Source organism: Pseudomonas sp. 2FE (genome assembly GCF_005503735.1).
Classification (GTDB): Bacteria; Pseudomonadota; Gammaproteobacteria; order Pseudomonadales; family Pseudomonadaceae; genus Aquipseudomonas.
Window position 1 is genome coordinate 95285 of record NZ_SCMO01000006.1, and the last position, 16013, is coordinate 111297.

Sequence of the window (16013 nt, forward strand, 5' to 3'; positions counted from 1 at the left end):
ACCGGCGTGGTCGCAATGGTGGACAAGGCTGCGCCATGTCCACCCTACAAAGGCCACTCAATGCCCGCCGAGATAGGCGTTACGCACTTCCTGATTGACCAGCAGCTCCTGACCCGTGCCGGTCAGGCGAATCTCGCCGTTGACCATCACGTAACCTCGATCGGAGAGCCGCAGCGCATGGTTGGCATTCTGCTCCACCAGGAAGATGGTCATGCCGGTCTTGGCCAGTTCGCGCAGGGTCTGGAAGATCTGCTTCACCACGATCGGCGCCAGGCCCAGGCTCGGCTCGTCGAGCAGCAGCAGCTTGGGCCGACTCATCAACGCCCGGGCGATGGCGAGCATCTGCTGCTCACCACCGGACATGGTCATCGCCCGCTGATTGCGCCGCTCCTTGAGCACCGGGAACAGCTCGAACATGCGCTGCATATCCTCCTGCGCATGCTCGTCGCCAATCGGGATGGTGCCCATCTGCAGGTTTTCCTCGACGCTCATGTCGGGGAACACCCGCCGTCCTTCCGGTGATTGCGCCACGCCGTTGGAGGCGACGTAGTGCGACGACTTGTGGGTGATATCCGTGCCGCGGTAGATGATCTGCCCGGCCGCCGCCCGCGGCTGGCCGAAGATCGACATCAGCAGGGTGGATTTACCCGCGCCGTTGGAGCCGATCAGGCTGACCGTTTCACCTTCGTTGATGTGCAGGCTGACCCGCTTCAACGCCTGGATCGGGCCGTAGAACACATCGATGGCTTTCAGCTCGAGAAGCGGCGCAGTCATACCAGCTCCTCCTCGTCGGCGCCCAGGTAGGCGGCGATCACCTTGGGATCGTGGCGGATCGCCTGGGGCGGCCCTTCGGCAATCACCTCGCCATGGTCGAGCACCACGATGTGATCGGAAATGCTCATGACCATACCCATGTCGTGCTCGATCAAGACCACGGTGAGATCGTGTTCGTCGCGCAGCAACCGGATGATGCGGCTGAGCGCCTCGGTTTCCGCCGGGTTGAGGCCGGCCGCCGGTTCGTCCAGGCAGATGATCTGGGGCCGCGTGCACATGGCCCGGGCGATTTCCAGGCGGCGTTGCTGGCCGTAAGACAGCTCACCGGCCAGGCGGTTGGCGCAGTCCACCAGCTCGACCACTTCCAGCCAGTAGAAGGCGTGATTCAGCGCCGCCTCCTCGGCACGGCGAAACCCCTTGGTATTGAAGATCCCGGCGAGCATGTTGCGGTTGATCCACATGTGCTGCGCCACCAGCAGGTTCTCGATCACCGACATTTCCCGGAACAGGCGAATGTTCTGGAAGGTCCGCGCCAGCCCCGAGCGATTGACCAGATGGGTGCCGCCGAACATCTTGTAGTAGAGGCGGCTGCCGAGGGTTTTCAGGGAGATGAAGTCTGTCGCCCGGAAGGGCTCACCGAGCACCTTGATCACGTCGGTGGTGGCACCACGGGCCTGCATCTTGATGCTGCCGCCGGTGGCCTTGTAGAAGCCGGTCAGGCAGTTGAACACCGTGGTCTTGCCGGCGCCGTTGGGGCCGATCAGGGCCGAGATGCTGTTGCGCTTGATGTTCAGGCTGACATCGTTGAGCGCCTTGATCCCACCGAAGTGCATCATCAGGCGGTCCACGGACAGGACGATTTCGTCGCTCATGGCGCTACTCCTTTACGCGGGACGAAACCACTGCGGCTGATCCGGATCAAGCCACGCGGACGCCAGATCATCATCAGCACCATCAGCAGGCCCAGCAGCAGCACCCGGTATTCGGCGAAGGTGCGCAGCAACTCCGGTGCCACCGTCAGCACGAAGGCGGCGATCACCACCCCCACGGTCGAGCCCATGCCGCCGAGCACGACGATGGCGAGCACCATCGCCGACTCGAAAAAGTTGAACGACGACGGATTGACGAAGCCTTGATAGGTGGCGAAGAACACGCCGGCCAAGCCGGCAGTGGAGGCACCGAGCATGAAGGCCGAAAGCTTCACCAGGACATGGTTCAGGCCCATGGCGCGGCAGGCGATCTCATCCTCGCGCAGCGCTTCCCAGGCGCGGCCGACCGGCATCCGCGTGAGGCGGTCCTTGATGTAGAGCACCAGCATCACCACTAGGAACAGCACGACGTAGATGAACAGGAACTTGATGTTGGGGTTATAGGCGAGGCCGAAGAACTCATGGAACGGCACCCCGCCATCCTTGGCCCGGCGCGCGAACTCCAGGCCGAAGAAGGTCGGCGACGGCGCCGGCATGCCATTCGGGCCGCCGGTGAAGGACAGCCAGTTGTTGAGGATCAGGCGGATGATTTCACCGAAGCCGAGCGTGACTATGGCCAGGTAGTCGCCGTGCATGCGCAGCACCGGAAACCCCAGTAACGCCCCGGCCAGCGCCGCCATCAGCGCCCCCAGCGGCAGCACCGTCCAGAAGCCCAGGCCGAGGTACTGATACCCCAGCGCCAGCCCGTAAGCGCCGATCGCGTAGAACGCCACGTAGCCGAGGTCGAGCAGCCCGGCCAGGCCGACCACGATGTTCAGGCCGAGGCCGAGCAGCACGTAGATCAGGCCGAGGATCACCACCGTCAGCAGGTACTTGCTGGCGAAGAAGGGAAAAATCACCGCCAGGACGATGACCAGCGGGATGATCCAGCGCAGGCGGGTCTTGTAGTTCGGCGGCAGCACGTGCACACCCGAACCGGTGGTTTCGAAGGTCTCGGCGATGGCCAGGCCTTTGCTGGTTTGCATGAACAGGCTGATGGCGAAACGGCCGAGCATCACCGCCGCGATGATCCAGCCGACCCGCTCGAACTGCAGATTGAAGTTGTAGCCGTCGAGCACTACGCCAACGATCGGGCCGAACACGATCAGCGCGATCAACCCGGCAAGAATCGCATCGACCAGGCTCTTCTTGAGATCCAGAGACTTGTTTTGAATGGCTGAGGACTTGAGATCCAGAGACTTGCTATGAATGGCTGAGGACATGCTTACACCTTTGCCACGTGTGGGCGACCGAGTAGCCCTTGTGGTCGAAAAATCAGAATCAGCACCAACAAGGAGAAGGAGAACACGTCCTTGTAGTCGGTGTTGACCATGCCGGAGAACTGCGCCTCGGCCACGCCGAGAATGATGCCGCCGAGCATCGCGCCGGGCAGCGAGCCGATGCCGCCGAGCACGGCGGCGGTGAACGCCTTGATGCCGATGATGAAACCGGCATAGAAGTCGAAGGTGCCGTAGTTCATGGTGATCAGCACGCCGGCCAATGCGGCCATGGCGGCGCCGATGACGAACACGTAGGAGATCACCCGGTCGGTATTGATGCCGAGGATCGAGGCCATCTTGCGGTCCTGTTGGGTCGCCCGGCACATCCGCCCGAGCTTGGTGTGCTGGATCACGTAGGTCAGCACGCCCATGCCGACGAACGAGGCGATCAGGATGAAGACCTTGGTATAGGTCAGCTGCACATAGCCCTCACCGATATTCAGCTTGAGCGCGCCGTCGAGCAGCGTGGGCACGCCTTGCTGGCGTGCGCCCTGGCTGATCTGCACATAGTTCTGCAAGATCAGCGACATGCCGATGGCGCTGATCAGCGGTGCCAGCCGGGTCGAGTTGCGCAGCGGTTTATAGGCGATGCGCTCGATCACCCAGCCGTACACGGCGGTCACCAGGATGGTGAACAGCAGTGTGCCGAGGATCAGCAGCGGAAAGGATTCCAGGCCGAAGTAGGCCAATAGTGCCAGGGTGATGGCCGAGAGATAGGCGGAGATCATGTACACCTCGCCATGGGCGAAGTTGATCATGCCGATGATGCCGTAAACCATGGTGTAGCCGATGGCGATCAGGCCGTAGACCGACCCGAGGGTCAGCCCGTTGATCATTTGCTGCAGGAAAATACCGTCCATTGACTCAGTCTCGTCTGTTGGGGCAGCCGGCCTTGGGTTCGGCCGGCCTCCGCAAGTGAAATCAGACGGGTACTGCTGAATAACCTCGGCACTGATTGCAGCGGTGAACGGGGTTGACGACTCAGCAGCTCCCGGAAGGCACTAACGGCTCAGGCGCGGGTGGCGCCTGAGCGGTTAGCCGAGCTAGTGCTTACTGCTGGTGGTATTTGCCCTGCGCGTCCCACTCGTAGACCACGTAGTCGGAGACCTTCAGGTCGCCCTTCTGGTCCCATTCCTTCTTGCCCAGCACGGTCTGCACCGGATGGGTTTTCAGCCATGCATCGGCTTTGGCGGAATCGTTCGCGCCGGCGCCGTTGAAGCCCGCCGCCAATGCCTGCAACGTGGCGTAGGCATACAGGGTGTAGCCTTCCGGCTCGAAACCGCCGGCGCGGAACTTCTCGATCACCGGCTGGCCATCCGGAATCTTCCGCGGGTCGGCGCCGAAGGTCATCAGCACACCCTTGGTGTACTGCGGCCCGCCTGCGGTGGTGACCAGTTCGTCGGTGACTATGCCGTCGCCGGAGAGGAAGGTGGCGGTCAGGCCCTGCTCGCGCATCTGCCGCACCAGCGGGCCGGCCTCCGGGTGCAGGCCACCGAAGTAGACCACCTCGGCGCCGGAGGCACGAAGCTTGGTGACCAGGGCGTTGAAGTCTTTCTCGCCGCGGGTCAGACCCTCATAGAGCACTTCCTTCACGCCGCGCTTGGCCAGCTGGGCCTTGGTCGCATCGGCCAGACCCTGCCCGTAGGTGTCCTTGTCGTGAAGGATGGCGACCTTCTTCGCCTTCAGCGTATCGACTATATAGTTGCCGGCGACTATGCCCTGCTGGTCGTCACGCCCGCACATGCGGAACATGCCGGACAGGCCACGCTCGGTGACCACCGGGTTGGTCGAGCCGGGGGTCATGGCGATCACGCCCGCCTCGTCGTACACCTCGGAAGCCGGGATGGTCGAGGACGAGCAGAAGTGGCCGACCACGGCCAGCACCTTGTCCTGATCGACCAGGCGGTTGGCCACGGACACGGCCTGCTTGGGTTCGCAGGCGTCATCGGCCTTGACCAGTTTGATCTTTTCCCCATTGATGCCACCGGCAGCATTGATGTCCTCCGCTGCCTGGGAAGCACCGCGCCAATACTGTTCACCGAAGGATGCGTTGGCACCTGTGTGAGGGCCTGCGACACCTATCACTACGTCCGCCTGTGCGACGGCAGAGATTCCTAATGCAGTGGTAACTGCGAGAGCCAGAAAGCCTTTTCTGAAAATCTTCTGCGACATGGAGTTTTGCTCCTGAGGGGTTTGAGTTGCGCTCGTACATCGGGGAGTAACGAGAGCAAGTGGCGTGCCATTAATTTTTATAGTTTGAGATCGCCCTTAACGTCTTTTTTGTGCGCTGCTTACCTCGCATTAAGTGTTTTAAATCAGATACTTACTCTAATAAAACAGGAAACCGAAAACATCCCTGAACGCCGCACCGGCACAATCCGCCAATACGATAAGTAACAATAGACAGAGGGCTGATACTTGCACATGCCTGGTGCGCAATCTATTCGCTTGCGCACTGTTGCGATCCACCTGAAAAACCGTGAAAACCCCGCGCGACTCAAGCCAATTCCGCGTTAACCCCAGCCCCCCAAAACACCTGCCCCCAGTGCCGCACAGCTAGTCCGGAAAGATCACCGCCAAACCGACCTCAAGCTATCAAATAACGACACGCAAACATTGCCCGGCGTGGTACAGCGAGAAGCCCGCCTCGTACAAATAGCTGCGCAGACCGGCCGCGGTAACGTTCTGCATGGGCTGTAAGGGCATCGGTAACGCTTGCGCATCGCCACTCACCAAGTAATCGGCGAAGGCCTTGCCCACCACGCTGCCGGTGGTGACCCCGCGGCCGTTGTAACCGGTCACTGCGACCAGGCCCGGTGCCGGCTCGAATAGCCGCATCAGGTGATCCGGGGTGAAGGCGATGCAGCCGGTCCAGGTGCTTTCCCACTCCACGCTTCCCAGCTCGGGAAAGTAATGCTGCTGGATCCGATCGGCCCAGGCCCGCAGGAACCAGGCCGGCTTACTCGTACCACTGCCGAGGCTGCCCAAGAGCAAACGGCCCGCGGCATCCCGGCGAATACTGCTGAGCACTTGCCGAGTATCCCAGGCTCCTTGGCCGCCCGGCAGGATGCGCGCGGCCGCCTCGCCGCTGAGTGGTGCGGAGGCGACCTGATAGTAGAAACCGGGAAAGAAATTGCGCCGCAGCTCGGTCCACTCGCCCTCGGTGTAGGCATTCGAGGCGATCACCACCTGCTCGGCATTGACCGCACCGCGCTCGCTGATCACGCACCAGGTCGAGCCTTGACGCTCCAGGCGGGTGACCGGCGAATGATGGAACAGCGTGCCACCCAACTTGCTTACCGCCCTCGCCAAGCCGCTGGTGTACGCCATCGGATTCAGCGTGCCGGCGCGCCGGTCGAGCAAGGCCGCAGCAATCCGTTGCGTACCGGTCGCTGCGTGACAAGCCGCGCCCGTCAGCATCTCCACCGGCGCGCCACGGCGCTGCCATTGCCGGCAGCGGCTTTGCAGATCGGCCAGACCGCGAGCGTTATGCGCCATGTGCAATGTGCCTTCGCGGCGTGCCTGGCAGTCGATGGCATATTTGTCGATCAGCGCAAACACCAATGCCGGCGCCGCCCCCATGGTCGTCACCAGCTTGCTGCCGACCGCCTGGCCCAGCCCGGCCTCGACTTCGTCCGGGGCAATCCACATGCCGGCGTTGACCAGCCCGACGTTGCGCCCCGAGCCGCCATGGCCGGTTTCGTGGGCCTCCAGCACACAGACGCGTTTACCCTGTTCGAGCAGGTGCAGCGCGGCGGACAGCCCGGTGATGCCGGCGCCAATCACGCAGACATCGACCTTCAGCGCGCCGCTCAGGGCGTTGGCTGTCGGCCGCTCAGGTGTCAGTTGTTCCCACAGGCATTCTTGGCGCAAGGGCATTCGCGGATCCTTAAGATGACAACGAACTGTAGGAGCGGATTTATCCGCGATGCTTTTGCCGATATTCCGTAATCGCGGATAAATCCGCTCCTAGAACAATTCAAGCGAACGCGTTGCCCCGCGCCAGCGGCAGGCTCAATCGAAGCTAATACCTTGCGCCAAGGGTAACTCGTGGGAGTAGTTCACCGTATTGGTCTGCCGGCGCATATAGGCGCGCCAGGCATCCGAGCCGGACTCACGACCGCCACCGGTTTCCTTCTCGCCGCCGAAGGCGCCGCCAATCTCCGCGCCGCTGGGACCGATGTTGACGTTGGCGATGCCGCAATCGCTGCCGAGCGCCGACATGAACAGCTCCGCCTCACGCACATCGGTGGTGAAGATGCAGGAAGACAGCCCCTGCGGAACGGCGTTGTTCAAGCGCAGCGCTTCGTCGAAATCGCGGTAGCCGATCACGTAGAGGATCGGGGCGAAGGTTTCCGTGCAGACCACTTCGCTCTGCTCCGGCATTTCGACTATGGCCGGCGCCACGTAATAGGCGTTGGGGAATTGCCCGGCCAGTTGCCGAGTACCGCCGAAGACCTTGCCGCCCTCGCTCAACGCCTGCTCCAGCGCATCCTGCATGCTGTCGAAGCCGTGTTTGTCGATCAGCGGGCCGACCAGGTTGCCTTCCAGCGGGTGACCGATACGCACCTTGGCGTAAGCGGTCTGCAAGCGGCTGACGATCTCGTCCTTGACCGACTCATGGGCGATCAGGCGCCGCAGCGTGGTGCAACGCTGCCCGGCCGTGCCGATGGCGCTGAACAGGATACCGCGTACCGCCAGATCGAGATCGGCGCTGGGCGCCAGGATCATCGCGTTGTTGCCGCCCAGCTCGAGAATCGAGCGGGCGAAACGGGCCGCCACTTTCGGCGCCACTTCACGGCCCATGCGGGTGCTACCGGTGGCACTGATCAGCGCCACGCGCGGATCTTCCACCAACGCCGCGCCCGCCTCCCGCGCACCGATCATGACTTGGCTGAGATAAGCCGGCGCCTCACTGAGTTGCTTGGCCACGCCATCGAACAGCGCCTGACAGGCCAACGCCGTCAGCGGCGTCTTCTCCGAGGGCTTCCACACCACCGAGTTGCCGCAGACCAGCGCCAGGGCGGTATTCCAGGCCCATACCGCGACCGGGAAATTGAATGCGCTGATCACCCCGACTACGCCAAGCGGGTGCCAGGTCTCGCGCATATGGTGGCCGGGGCGCTCGGAGGCGATGGTCAGACCGTAGAGCTGGCGCGACAAGCCGACGGCGAAGTCGCAGATGTCGATCATCTCCTGCACCTCGCCCAGACCTTCCTGGGTGATCTTGCCGGCCTCCCAAGACACCAGCTCGCCGAGTTCGGCCTTGTGCTGGCGCAGCGCCTCGCCGAACAAGCGGATCAGCTCGCCGCGACGCGGTGCCGGCACCTTGCGCCAGGCCTGGAATGCCTGCTCGGCGCGGCCGATCTGCTGCTCGACTTCGGCACGGCTTTGCAGCTGCACCGTAGCGATCCGGCTGCCGTCGATGGGCGTGTGGACGGCATGACTGCCCTGTTGATAACGCTGCGGGGCGACGCCCAACTTATCGAGCAATGAGGCAACCATGGGCTCTCCACCTGAAGTGATTGAGTAATGAGGGGGCAATGACAGCAGTAATAGCTGGACTGTTGCGCGCCAACAAACGACCTTTACTCCAGATATCATTCCGTTTAGTCATGCTTAAACCTTCCCCAATCCAATGAGGCTCGCCATGCTCAAGCGTCACCTGCCCTCGCTGACCGCCCTGCAATGCTTCGAAGCCGTGGCGCGCCACCTGAGTTTCACCCGCGCCGCGGAAGAGCTGAGCCTGACCCAGAGCGCCGTGAGCAAGCAGGTCGCGCAACTCGAGGAGCTGGTTCAGCACCTGCTGTTTCGCCGCGTGCGCCGCAGCCTGCAACTGACGCCCGCCGGCTCGCTGTATCTGGTCGAGGTGCGCAAGATCCTCACCCAGGTGGAGATGTCCACTCACTACCTGCGCTCCTACGGCGGCGAGACCGAAGTGCTGCGGGTTTCCACCCTGCTGACCTTTGGCTCGCGCTGGCTGATCCCGCGGCTCAAGGGCTGGCGCCTGCGGCATCCGAATATCCACCTGGATGTACGCCATGAGCTGGAGCCCGACGACCTGGCGCAAGGCCGCAGCGACGTGGCCTTCTTCTTCGGTCAGAGCGCGCGGCCCGGGGCCGAGTGCATCAGATTATTCGGCGAGGAAATGGTCCCGGTCTGCGCGCCCAGCGCTTTGCCGGCCGAACCTTTCAGCGATCCGACCCAGTTGACCGAACTGGTGCTGCTGCAAAACGCGACCCGCCCGGAGGCCTGGCACGAATGGTTCCAGAGCCAGGATCGGCATACCGAACACAGCTATCACGGGCCACGTTTCGACACCTTCTACATGTGCATCCGCGCCGCCCAGGTCGGCTGCGGTGTCGCGCTGTTGCCGCGGTTCCTGGTGGAAGAAGAGCTGGCCGAAGGCAAGCTGGTGATCCCTTGGCAGCACAGCCTGGCGAGCAGCAATGCCTACTACCTGGCCTATGCCGAACAGGCCGCCGAGGTGCCGAAGGTGCGCGACTTTGTGCGCTGGATACTCGAACACCTCGAGGTGCCGCCAGAGCTGTAGGCGGCGTTACCCTGCCGACGGCTGCCGGCTGCCGGCTGCTCGCTGGCGCACGAAGACCGCAGCGGCCAACAAGAATAAATGGAATGAACCCGGCGTTTTTTTTCACTTGCCGCTCACGCCTGAGCCGGCTTTTATACAGGCTCGCCTTCACCGTCAGAGCCGCCGACACCATGCCCACCTCCACACGCCTGCTTAACCTGGTCGCCTCGGTCATTGGCCAACCCGCCGCCGACTGGGTCTTCGCCCACGTCGAAATCCCTGAAGGGCTGCAGGGTTTCGCCAATAGCGAGCAAAGCCTGCACCGCGCCTGGCTGGCCGAGGCGCTCAACCTCTGTTTGTTCCACAAGCTGGTGGAGGCCGTGCCCGCCGGCCGAACTTATGTAGAAGAACAGCTTATGCAGGGCCGCCAGGTGAACTTCGACCACGGCGCCATTCGCACCGTCGACTGGCCGGAGAACGGTGACTTGCCACGCGGCCGCCAAGCCTTCACCCGCCTGCTGGAGCCGCTGGGCTTCACCGATGTGCGAACCTACCCGCTGACCAAGCTGAACATGACCGGCTATGCCTATCGACAGCAGGACTTGCCGGCGGAAATCGCCCAGTTCTTCGTCTCCGAGTTGCATCCGGGGCGCTTCGGCGAAGCCTTCCAGCAAGCGGTCAGCCGCGTCGTCGAGAGCAGCTGCGACCCGCTGCAAACCGAGCATCTCAGCATCCTCAAACGCCTGCGCCAGACTCGCCACTGCAGCCAGGAGCAAGCACAGACCCTGCTGCCGGCGCTGTATCGGGCCTTCGACTGCCAGCATGCCGTGGTGCGGGAAAGCGACTATCGACTGCTGCTCAGGGAAAGCGCGGAAATGGCCTGGATCGCCACCGAAGGCAATCGCTTCAACCACCTCACCGACCGGGTCGGCGATCTCGAACGGGTGGTCGCAGAGCAAAGGGCCAAAAACCGGCCGATGAAGGACAGCATCGAAGTCTCCAGCTCAGGGCGGGTCATGCAAACCGCCTACAAGGCGGTGCAGGTGCAGCGGACTTTTCTCGATGCCGCCGGCCAGTGCGTCCAGCGTGAAGTACCGGGCTCCTTCGTCGAATTCATTCAACGCGAGATCGACGACGAGACGGGTCAACTCGATCTGCATTTCGACAGCAGCAATGCCCAGGGCATCTTCAAGATGACCGATTCGCGCAGCGCTCGCTGACAGTAGGGCGTACTCGCGAAGCAGTACGCCAGCCGCCCAATCAGCAATGGCGGGCTGTTCGCTGCGCTCCCGAGGCCGCCCTACAGAGCTATCGCCACCATTGAGCCAATCAACAGGCGTTAAGCCCATCTGCGGCCTTAGCATGGCGGCAGCGCTACTATTTTGTAGAAGCCCACCTGTTTGGAGAAGCCCACATGCACCTCACCGACTTGATGCGCAGCCTGCTCGCCGCTTATGCCTGCGGCGCCAGTGGTGCCTGCCCGGATGAACGACACCCCGCCTAACGCTTGGTCGCCGACACCGCAACCATTACTCTGTGGGCATTCCCAAGCCGAGCCGAGGCAGGCGCCTAGTCGAGGATGGACGGTTCAGAGGGGTTGCAGGCCATGAGTAAGAGGAACCTCCTGCTAGGCAGCGGAGTGCTGCTAGTCGCCCTGCTGGCCTGGCCTGCGGTGAAGCTCCTGTGGTCTGGCTATGGCGACTTCGCCTGCTCCATCTACCCGCCTGGCTGCCCTCTGGCCTCACGCTCGGCCAACCTCGATCTCGTGCACATCACACTCTCGACCGGCACGGCCAAGGGCAGTGAGTTCAGCGCGGCGCCAGAAGGCAGCGCGCGACGGATCGTCAAGTTGGACATACCGCGCGCCTACTTGAGCTGGACTCCCTACATCCACGAGCAGCCGCAGCACGGCATCGAGTTCGATGCCGGCGGCCCAGACCTGGCGCCGCTGAGCCTATGGATGCAGCAGCTCAATGCGGGCGGCGCGAGCCCGCGGGGAACGCAGGCTGCCAGACACCGGTTAACACAACGGGTCAAAATCACACTGAGCCTAACGCTCGACTCGAATCAGCCTAGCTGCCTGGGCGACTTCTGTGGCAACACGCCCGTGGAAAGAGGCCTGAACTACGAGACCGGCACTATCTTCACCGAAGAAGTCAGCAGTGCCGCGGATAGCTTTCGCATCTTCCGCAGCGCCCCGCCACCGGCACAAGGCTCGGCCTGGAGCGACCAACAGTTGCTGATTGCCAATCCTGGGCAGACTGCGGAGTTGCTCTACATGGTCTGCGACATCGACCCGCAAGCCGCGTTCAGATGGTGCCGGGCCAACAGCATGCTGGATAAGGATCTAGCCCTTACTTACGAGTTCGAAGCGTCTCGACTGGGTCAGTTTCAACAGTTGGATAAGCAGGTTAGAACCCTGGTCAAAGGCCTGATTATCTCGGATCAGAGCTTCCCCGAATCACCGCAATAACCCCTCGCCCGGCATACGGCGCAAGCTCCTCCGTTTAATTGCGCCGTACCCAATCCAGGCAGCGCCACTGCCGGCCCAGTCGCAGCTAGCTCGCTTGCTGCATGATCACCGTCTGCGCCGGCATTGGCGCCGGGAAGCCACCTTCGCCGAGGGCATCTTTGATCGTTTTGTTGGCGTCGAAATACACCTGCCAGTACTGGTCGTTATGGCAGTACGGACGCACAGCCAGCACCGGACCGAGCAGATTGAACTCGAGGATCTCGACATCCACCGCAGGGTCGGCCAGGACGTTGGGGATCGCGGCGATACGGCCTTTCAGCAGCGCGATGGCCGCCTGGTAGTCCGCCGCGCCCGACAGCTGCGCCTTCAACTCCACCCGGCGGAAGGGGTTATGGGAGTAGTTCTGGATGTTGTCGGAGAAGATCTTGTTATTGCCGACCAAGGTCAACACGTTGTCCGGGGTGTTGATCGCGGTGGCGAACAGGCCGATTTCGACCACGGTGCCGGTCACGCCGCCGGCGCTAATGAAATCGCCAACCTTGAACGGCCGCAGCACGATGATAAAACCGCCCGCCGCCAGGTTCGCCAGCAGCCCGGACCAGGCCATACCGATGGCCAGGCCGACCGCCGCCAGCAACGCCGCGAAGGTCGTGGTCTGCACCCCGAAGAAACCGAGGATACCGATCACCAAGATGATGTTCAGCGTCACGGTGATAAAGGAGCCAACATAGCGCAGCACGGTCGGGTCGACCCTCTGCCGGCCCAATGACTTCTGCACCAGACCGACGGCGAAACCGATCAGCCAGCGGCCGATCACCCAAAATGCAACCGCCGAGAGAATCTTGATGGCAAACGCCGCGCCGTACTGCGAAGCCAGATTGACCAGCGAGTTGAATTTTTCCGTACCCACATTAACGATCGTTGTTTCGTCCATGGTTATGCGCCTAGTGCTGGGGAATGACTCAAAAAAGCTAGCACGCCAAACGCCGGCTGGCGGGAAACTTAAGCGCCGCGGATAAGGCCGCAGAGCGGTTAGCAGGGCCGCTGGCAGGGCTGTGCGGCGCTAAACCCTGGCAAACCCAGCGGCGCCGGAGCCCGGATCTGGCTGCTGAGGTGCGCTAGTCGGAGCGTTCCGGGGCTTTTGCGCGGATAATCGCGTTTTAATCGGAGTGAATCGTCGAGAACAAGCCAAAGTCGAAGGACTCACTGGCATAATCCATCCAACATCGCCCCACGAGAGAGGATCACCAATGGCCAAACCTAATTATTCCTTCGCCAAGCGTCAGCGCGATCTCGCCAAAGAGCAGAAGAAAGAGGAAAAACTGCAGCGCAAAAACGCCGCTCAGGCCGAACAGGCACAACTGGAGCAAGCCGAGTCGTCCGCCGACGAAGCTGCCGATCAAGCGCCGGCCGACGAAGCCCCTAGCGCCTGATCCCCGAGGCAGGGTTGAGACGGCTAAGCCCAGGCTTGGATCCCACCCGGCACTCTGCGACTCACCCGCGCACGACCGTCAACAACCCTTCGGCGCCGCTCTCGCGCAACTCGAAATGCAAAGCGCACAATGCAAAACGCCAGCCCTAAGGCTGGCGTTTTGCTGATCGCGGCGAATTAACGCGGCACGACGGGCCGTTTCACTGGCTTCTTGCCTTTCCCCTTGCTCGCATCGGCACGGGCCTTGGCTTCTTCCTTACCCTTGGCGAAAGCGGCAGCCTTGGCGGCCTCGCGCTTGTCCCAGGGGTTGCTGCCGTCACTGCCGCGCGGGGGTAAGCCGGTGTGCTGGGTCAACAGCGTCTGGGTCTTACCGACCTTGTGGCTGCCGGCCGGGGTGGAGTTCTTGCGCCGTGCGCTCTGGTAGCTGTCGGTGGCCGGCTGATGCAGCGGGATCAGCTGGTTCTTGCCTGGGCCGATCAGGTCGGCACGGCCCATGCGGGTCAGCGCCTCACGTAGCAGCGGCCAGCCTTTCGGGTCGTGGTAGCGCAGGAAGGCCTTATGCAGGCGGCGCTGCTGCTCGCTCTTGACGATGTTCACCGTGTCACTCTTATAGGTGACCTTACGCAGCGGGTTCTTGCCGGAGTGGTACATGGCGGTGGCGGTGGCCATCGGCGAGGGATAAAAGGCCTGCACCTGATCCGCCCGGAAGCCGCTGCTCTTGAGCCACAGGGCGAGGTTCATCATGTCCTCGTCGGTGGTGCCGGGATGCGCGGCGATGAAATAGGGGATCAGGTACTGCTCCTTGCCCGCCTCTTTCGAGTACTTCTCGAACATCCGCTTGAACTTGTCATAGCTGCCGATTCCCGGCTTCATCATCTTGTTGAGCGGACCCTCCTCGGTGTGCTCCGGGGCGATCTTCAGGTAGCCACCGACGTGGTGGGTGACCAGCTCTTTGACATACTCCGGCGACTCGACCGCCAGGTCGTAACGCAGGCCGGAGGCGATCAGGATCTTCTTCACGCCCGGCAGTGCACGGGCGCTGCGGTACAGCTGGATCAGCGACGAGTGGTCGGTATTCAGGTTCTCGCAGATGCCTGGGAACACGCACGACGGCTTGCGGCAGGCGGACTCGATCTCCGGGCTCTTGCAGGCGATGCGGTACATGTTGGCGGTCGGCCCGCCGAGGTCGGAAATCACGCCGGTGAAGCCTGGGACCTTGTCGCGTATCTCCTCGATCTCGCGGATGATCGAGTCTTGCGAACGGTTCTGGATGATCCGCCCTTCATGCTCGGTGATCGAGCAGAAGGTACAGCCGCCGAAGCAGCCACGCATGATGTTCACCGAGAAACGGATCATGTCGTAGGCCGGGATCTTCTCCTTGCCGTAGGCCGGGTGCGGAATGCGCGCATAGGGCATGCCGAACACGTAGTCCATCTCATCGGTGGTCATGGGGATGGGTGGCGGATTGAACCAGACATCCACCTCGCCATGCTTCTGCACCAGCGCACGGGCGTTGCCCGGGTTGGTTTCCAGGTGCAGCACGCGGTTGGCGTGGGCGTAGAGCACCGCATCGCCGCGGACCTTCTCGAAGGACGGCAGGCGGATCACCGTCTTGTCGCGGGTCAGCCGGGGGTTCGGCAGCAACTGCACGACCTTGGCTTCCTGCGGGTCTTCGACCGGGCCCTTGTCCTGCTCGATGGCGCAGGCCTGGGTGTCCTGGGTGTTGACGTAGGGGTTGATGATCTTGTCGACCTTGCCCGGCCGGTCGATGCGGGTGGAGTCGATCTCGAACCAGCCTTGCGGGGTATCGCGACGGATAAAGGCGGTGCCGCGGATATCGGTGATCTCTTCGATCTTCTGGCCGTAGGACAGGCGCTGGGCGACCTCGACTATGGCGCGCTCGGCGTTGCCGTACAGCAGAATGTCGGCGCAGGCATCGATCAGGATCGAATGGCGAACCTTGTCCTGCCAGTAATCGTAATGGGCGATGCGGCGCAAGGAGGCCTCGATCCCACCCAATACGATGGGTACGTGCTTGTAGGCTTCCTTGCAGCGCTGGCTGTACACCAGGCTGGCGCGATCCGGACGTTTACCGGCCAGGCCGCCGGGGGTGTAGGCGTCGTCCGAGCGGATCTTCTTGTCGGCGGTGTAGCGGTTGATCATCGAGTCCATGTTGCCGGCCGCGACGCCGAAGAACAGGTTCGGCTCGCCGAGCTTCATGAAGTCGTTTTTGCTGGTCCAATCGGGCTGGGCGATGATGCCGACGCGAAAGCCCTGGGCCTCCAACAGCCGGCCGATGATAGCCATGCCGAAGGACGGGTGATCGACGTAGGCATCGCCGGAGACGATGATGATGTCGCAGGAATCCCAGCCAAGCTGATCCATCTCTTCCCGGCTCATCGGCAGGAAAGGTGCGGGCCCGAAACATTCGGCCCAGTACTTGGGATAGTCGAATAACGGCTTGGCTGCGTGCATGTCGGTGACCGATGGCGTTCAAGAGGAAAATCGCGGGCGCGGAATATAGCACAAATTTTAACCAAATCCGACCGTAGCG

General features: G+C 62.5%; 13 protein-coding genes. 4 read left to right on the forward strand and 9 right to left on the reverse strand.

The genetic code is table 11. The annotated features are described in order from the left end of the window. Positions 1-57: 57 nt before the first annotated feature. From FFS12_RS12060 to FFS12_RS12090, 7 genes are all read right to left on the reverse strand, one after another. Complete coding sequence (locus FFS12_RS12060) at positions 58-774, reverse strand: ABC transporter ATP-binding protein (RefSeq protein WP_137887043.1); 717 nt, start codon at positions 772-774, stop codon at positions 58-60. Continuing rightward, positions 771-1646: an ABC transporter ATP-binding protein gene (locus tag FFS12_RS12065; RefSeq protein WP_137887044.1), complete on the reverse strand. Its 876-nt coding sequence runs from the start codon at positions 1644-1646 to the stop codon at positions 771-773. The genes FFS12_RS12060 and FFS12_RS12065 overlap by 4 nt, the downstream gene beginning before the upstream one ends. Continuing rightward, entirely contained in the window at positions 1643-2965 is a 1323-nt protein-coding gene (livM, locus tag FFS12_RS12070) for a high-affinity branched-chain amino acid ABC transporter permease LivM (protein ID WP_372239462.1), read from the reverse strand. The genes FFS12_RS12065 and livM overlap by 4 nt, the downstream gene beginning before the upstream one ends. 2 nt (positions 2966-2967) lie before the next feature. Beyond that, positions 2968-3882, reverse strand: coding sequence for a branched-chain amino acid ABC transporter permease LivH (locus FFS12_RS12075; protein ID WP_137887045.1), 915 nt, complete (start codon positions 3880-3882; stop codon positions 2968-2970). 190 nt (positions 3883-4072) lie between these two features. Further along, positions 4073-5194, reverse strand: coding sequence for a branched-chain amino acid ABC transporter substrate-binding protein (locus FFS12_RS12080; protein WP_137887046.1), 1122 nt, complete (start codon positions 5192-5194; stop codon positions 4073-4075). A gap of 423 nt (positions 5195-5617) precedes the next feature. Continuing rightward, positions 5618-6901, reverse strand: a complete 1284-nt coding sequence (locus FFS12_RS12085; RefSeq protein WP_137887047.1) for an FAD-binding oxidoreductase — start codon at positions 6899-6901, stop codon at positions 5618-5620. A 135-nt stretch (positions 6902-7036) separates the two neighbouring features. After that, a complete protein-coding gene (locus tag FFS12_RS12090; protein ID WP_137887048.1) occupies positions 7037-8527 on the reverse strand; it encodes an aldehyde dehydrogenase family protein in 1491 nt (496 codons plus the stop codon). A gap of 145 nt (positions 8528-8672) precedes the next feature. On the opposite strand from FFS12_RS12090, the gene FFS12_RS12095 reads away from it, so the two are divergent. The 3 genes from FFS12_RS12095 (at position 8673) to FFS12_RS12105 (ending at position 12027) form a co-directional block, all read left to right on the forward strand. Continuing rightward, positions 8673-9575, forward strand: coding sequence for a LysR family transcriptional regulator (locus FFS12_RS12095; protein ID WP_137887049.1), 903 nt, complete (start codon positions 8673-8675; stop codon positions 9573-9575). A gap of 170 nt (positions 9576-9745) precedes the next feature. Continuing rightward, complete coding sequence (locus FFS12_RS12100) at positions 9746-10774, forward strand: DUF1338 domain-containing protein (RefSeq protein ID WP_137887050.1); 1029 nt, start codon at positions 9746-9748, stop codon at positions 10772-10774. Positions 10775-11160: 386 nt separating this feature from the next. Continuing rightward, positions 11161-12027 (forward strand): hypothetical protein, encoded by an 867-nt coding sequence (locus FFS12_RS12105; protein WP_137887051.1) that lies wholly within the window; start codon positions 11161-11163, stop codon positions 12025-12027. A gap of 85 nt (positions 12028-12112) precedes the next feature. On the opposite strand, the gene FFS12_RS12110 is transcribed toward FFS12_RS12105, so the two are convergent. Next, positions 12113-12961, reverse strand: a complete 849-nt coding sequence (locus tag FFS12_RS12110; protein WP_137887052.1) for a mechanosensitive ion channel family protein — start codon at positions 12959-12961, stop codon at positions 12113-12115. A gap of 316 nt (positions 12962-13277) precedes the next feature. Between FFS12_RS12110 and FFS12_RS12115 the strand changes: the two genes are divergently transcribed. Next, positions 13278-13460, forward strand: coding sequence for a hypothetical protein (locus tag FFS12_RS12115; protein WP_137887053.1), 183 nt, complete (start codon positions 13278-13280; stop codon positions 13458-13460). A gap of 176 nt (positions 13461-13636) precedes the next feature. Here the strand turns inward: FFS12_RS12115 and FFS12_RS12120 are convergent, their stop codons facing one another. Then, positions 13637-15934, reverse strand: a complete 2298-nt coding sequence (locus FFS12_RS12120) for a YgiQ family radical SAM protein (protein ID WP_137887054.1) — start codon at positions 15932-15934, stop codon at positions 13637-13639. Between the last annotated feature and the right edge of the window lie 79 nt (positions 15935-16013).

Bases quoted from the DNA above. Each gene is read 5' to 3' on its own strand.
- FFS12_RS12095 (WP_137887049.1), top strand. From the start codon at position 8,673: ATGCTCAAGCGTCACCTGCCCTCGCTGACCGCCCTGCAATGCTTCGAA.
- FFS12_RS12110 (WP_137887052.1), bottom strand. From the start codon at position 12,961: ATGGACGAAACAACGATCGTTAATGTGGGTACGGAAAAATTCAACTCG.
- FFS12_RS12060 (WP_137887043.1), bottom strand. From the start codon at position 774: ATGACTGCGCCGCTTCTCGAGCTGAAAGCCATCGATGTGTTCTACGGC.
- livM (WP_372239462.1), bottom strand. From the start codon at position 2,965: ATGTCCTCAGCCATTCATAGCAAGTCTCTGGATCTCAAGTCCTCAGCC.
- FFS12_RS12115 (WP_137887053.1), top strand. From the start codon at position 13,278: ATGGCCAAACCTAATTATTCCTTCGCCAAGCGTCAGCGCGATCTCGCC.
- FFS12_RS12100 (WP_137887050.1), top strand. From the start codon at position 9,746: ATGCCCACCTCCACACGCCTGCTTAACCTGGTCGCCTCGGTCATTGGC.
- FFS12_RS12105 (WP_137887051.1), top strand. From the start codon at position 11,161: ATGAGTAAGAGGAACCTCCTGCTAGGCAGCGGAGTGCTGCTAGTCGCC.
- FFS12_RS12080 (WP_137887046.1), bottom strand. From the start codon at position 5,194: ATGTCGCAGAAGATTTTCAGAAAAGGCTTTCTGGCTCTCGCAGTTACC.
- FFS12_RS12085 (WP_137887047.1), bottom strand. From the start codon at position 6,901: ATGCCCTTGCGCCAAGAATGCCTGTGGGAACAACTGACACCTGAGCGG.
- FFS12_RS12065 (WP_137887044.1), bottom strand. From the start codon at position 1,646: ATGAGCGACGAAATCGTCCTGTCCGTGGACCGCCTGATGATGCACTTC.
- FFS12_RS12090 (WP_137887048.1), bottom strand. From the start codon at position 8,527: ATGGTTGCCTCATTGCTCGATAAGTTGGGCGTCGCCCCGCAGCGTTAT.
- FFS12_RS12120 (WP_137887054.1), bottom strand. From the start codon at position 15,934: ATGCACGCAGCCAAGCCGTTATTCGACTATCCCAAGTACTGGGCCGAA.
- FFS12_RS12075 (WP_137887045.1), bottom strand. From the start codon at position 3,882: ATGGACGGTATTTTCCTGCAGCAAATGATCAACGGGCTGACCCTCGGG.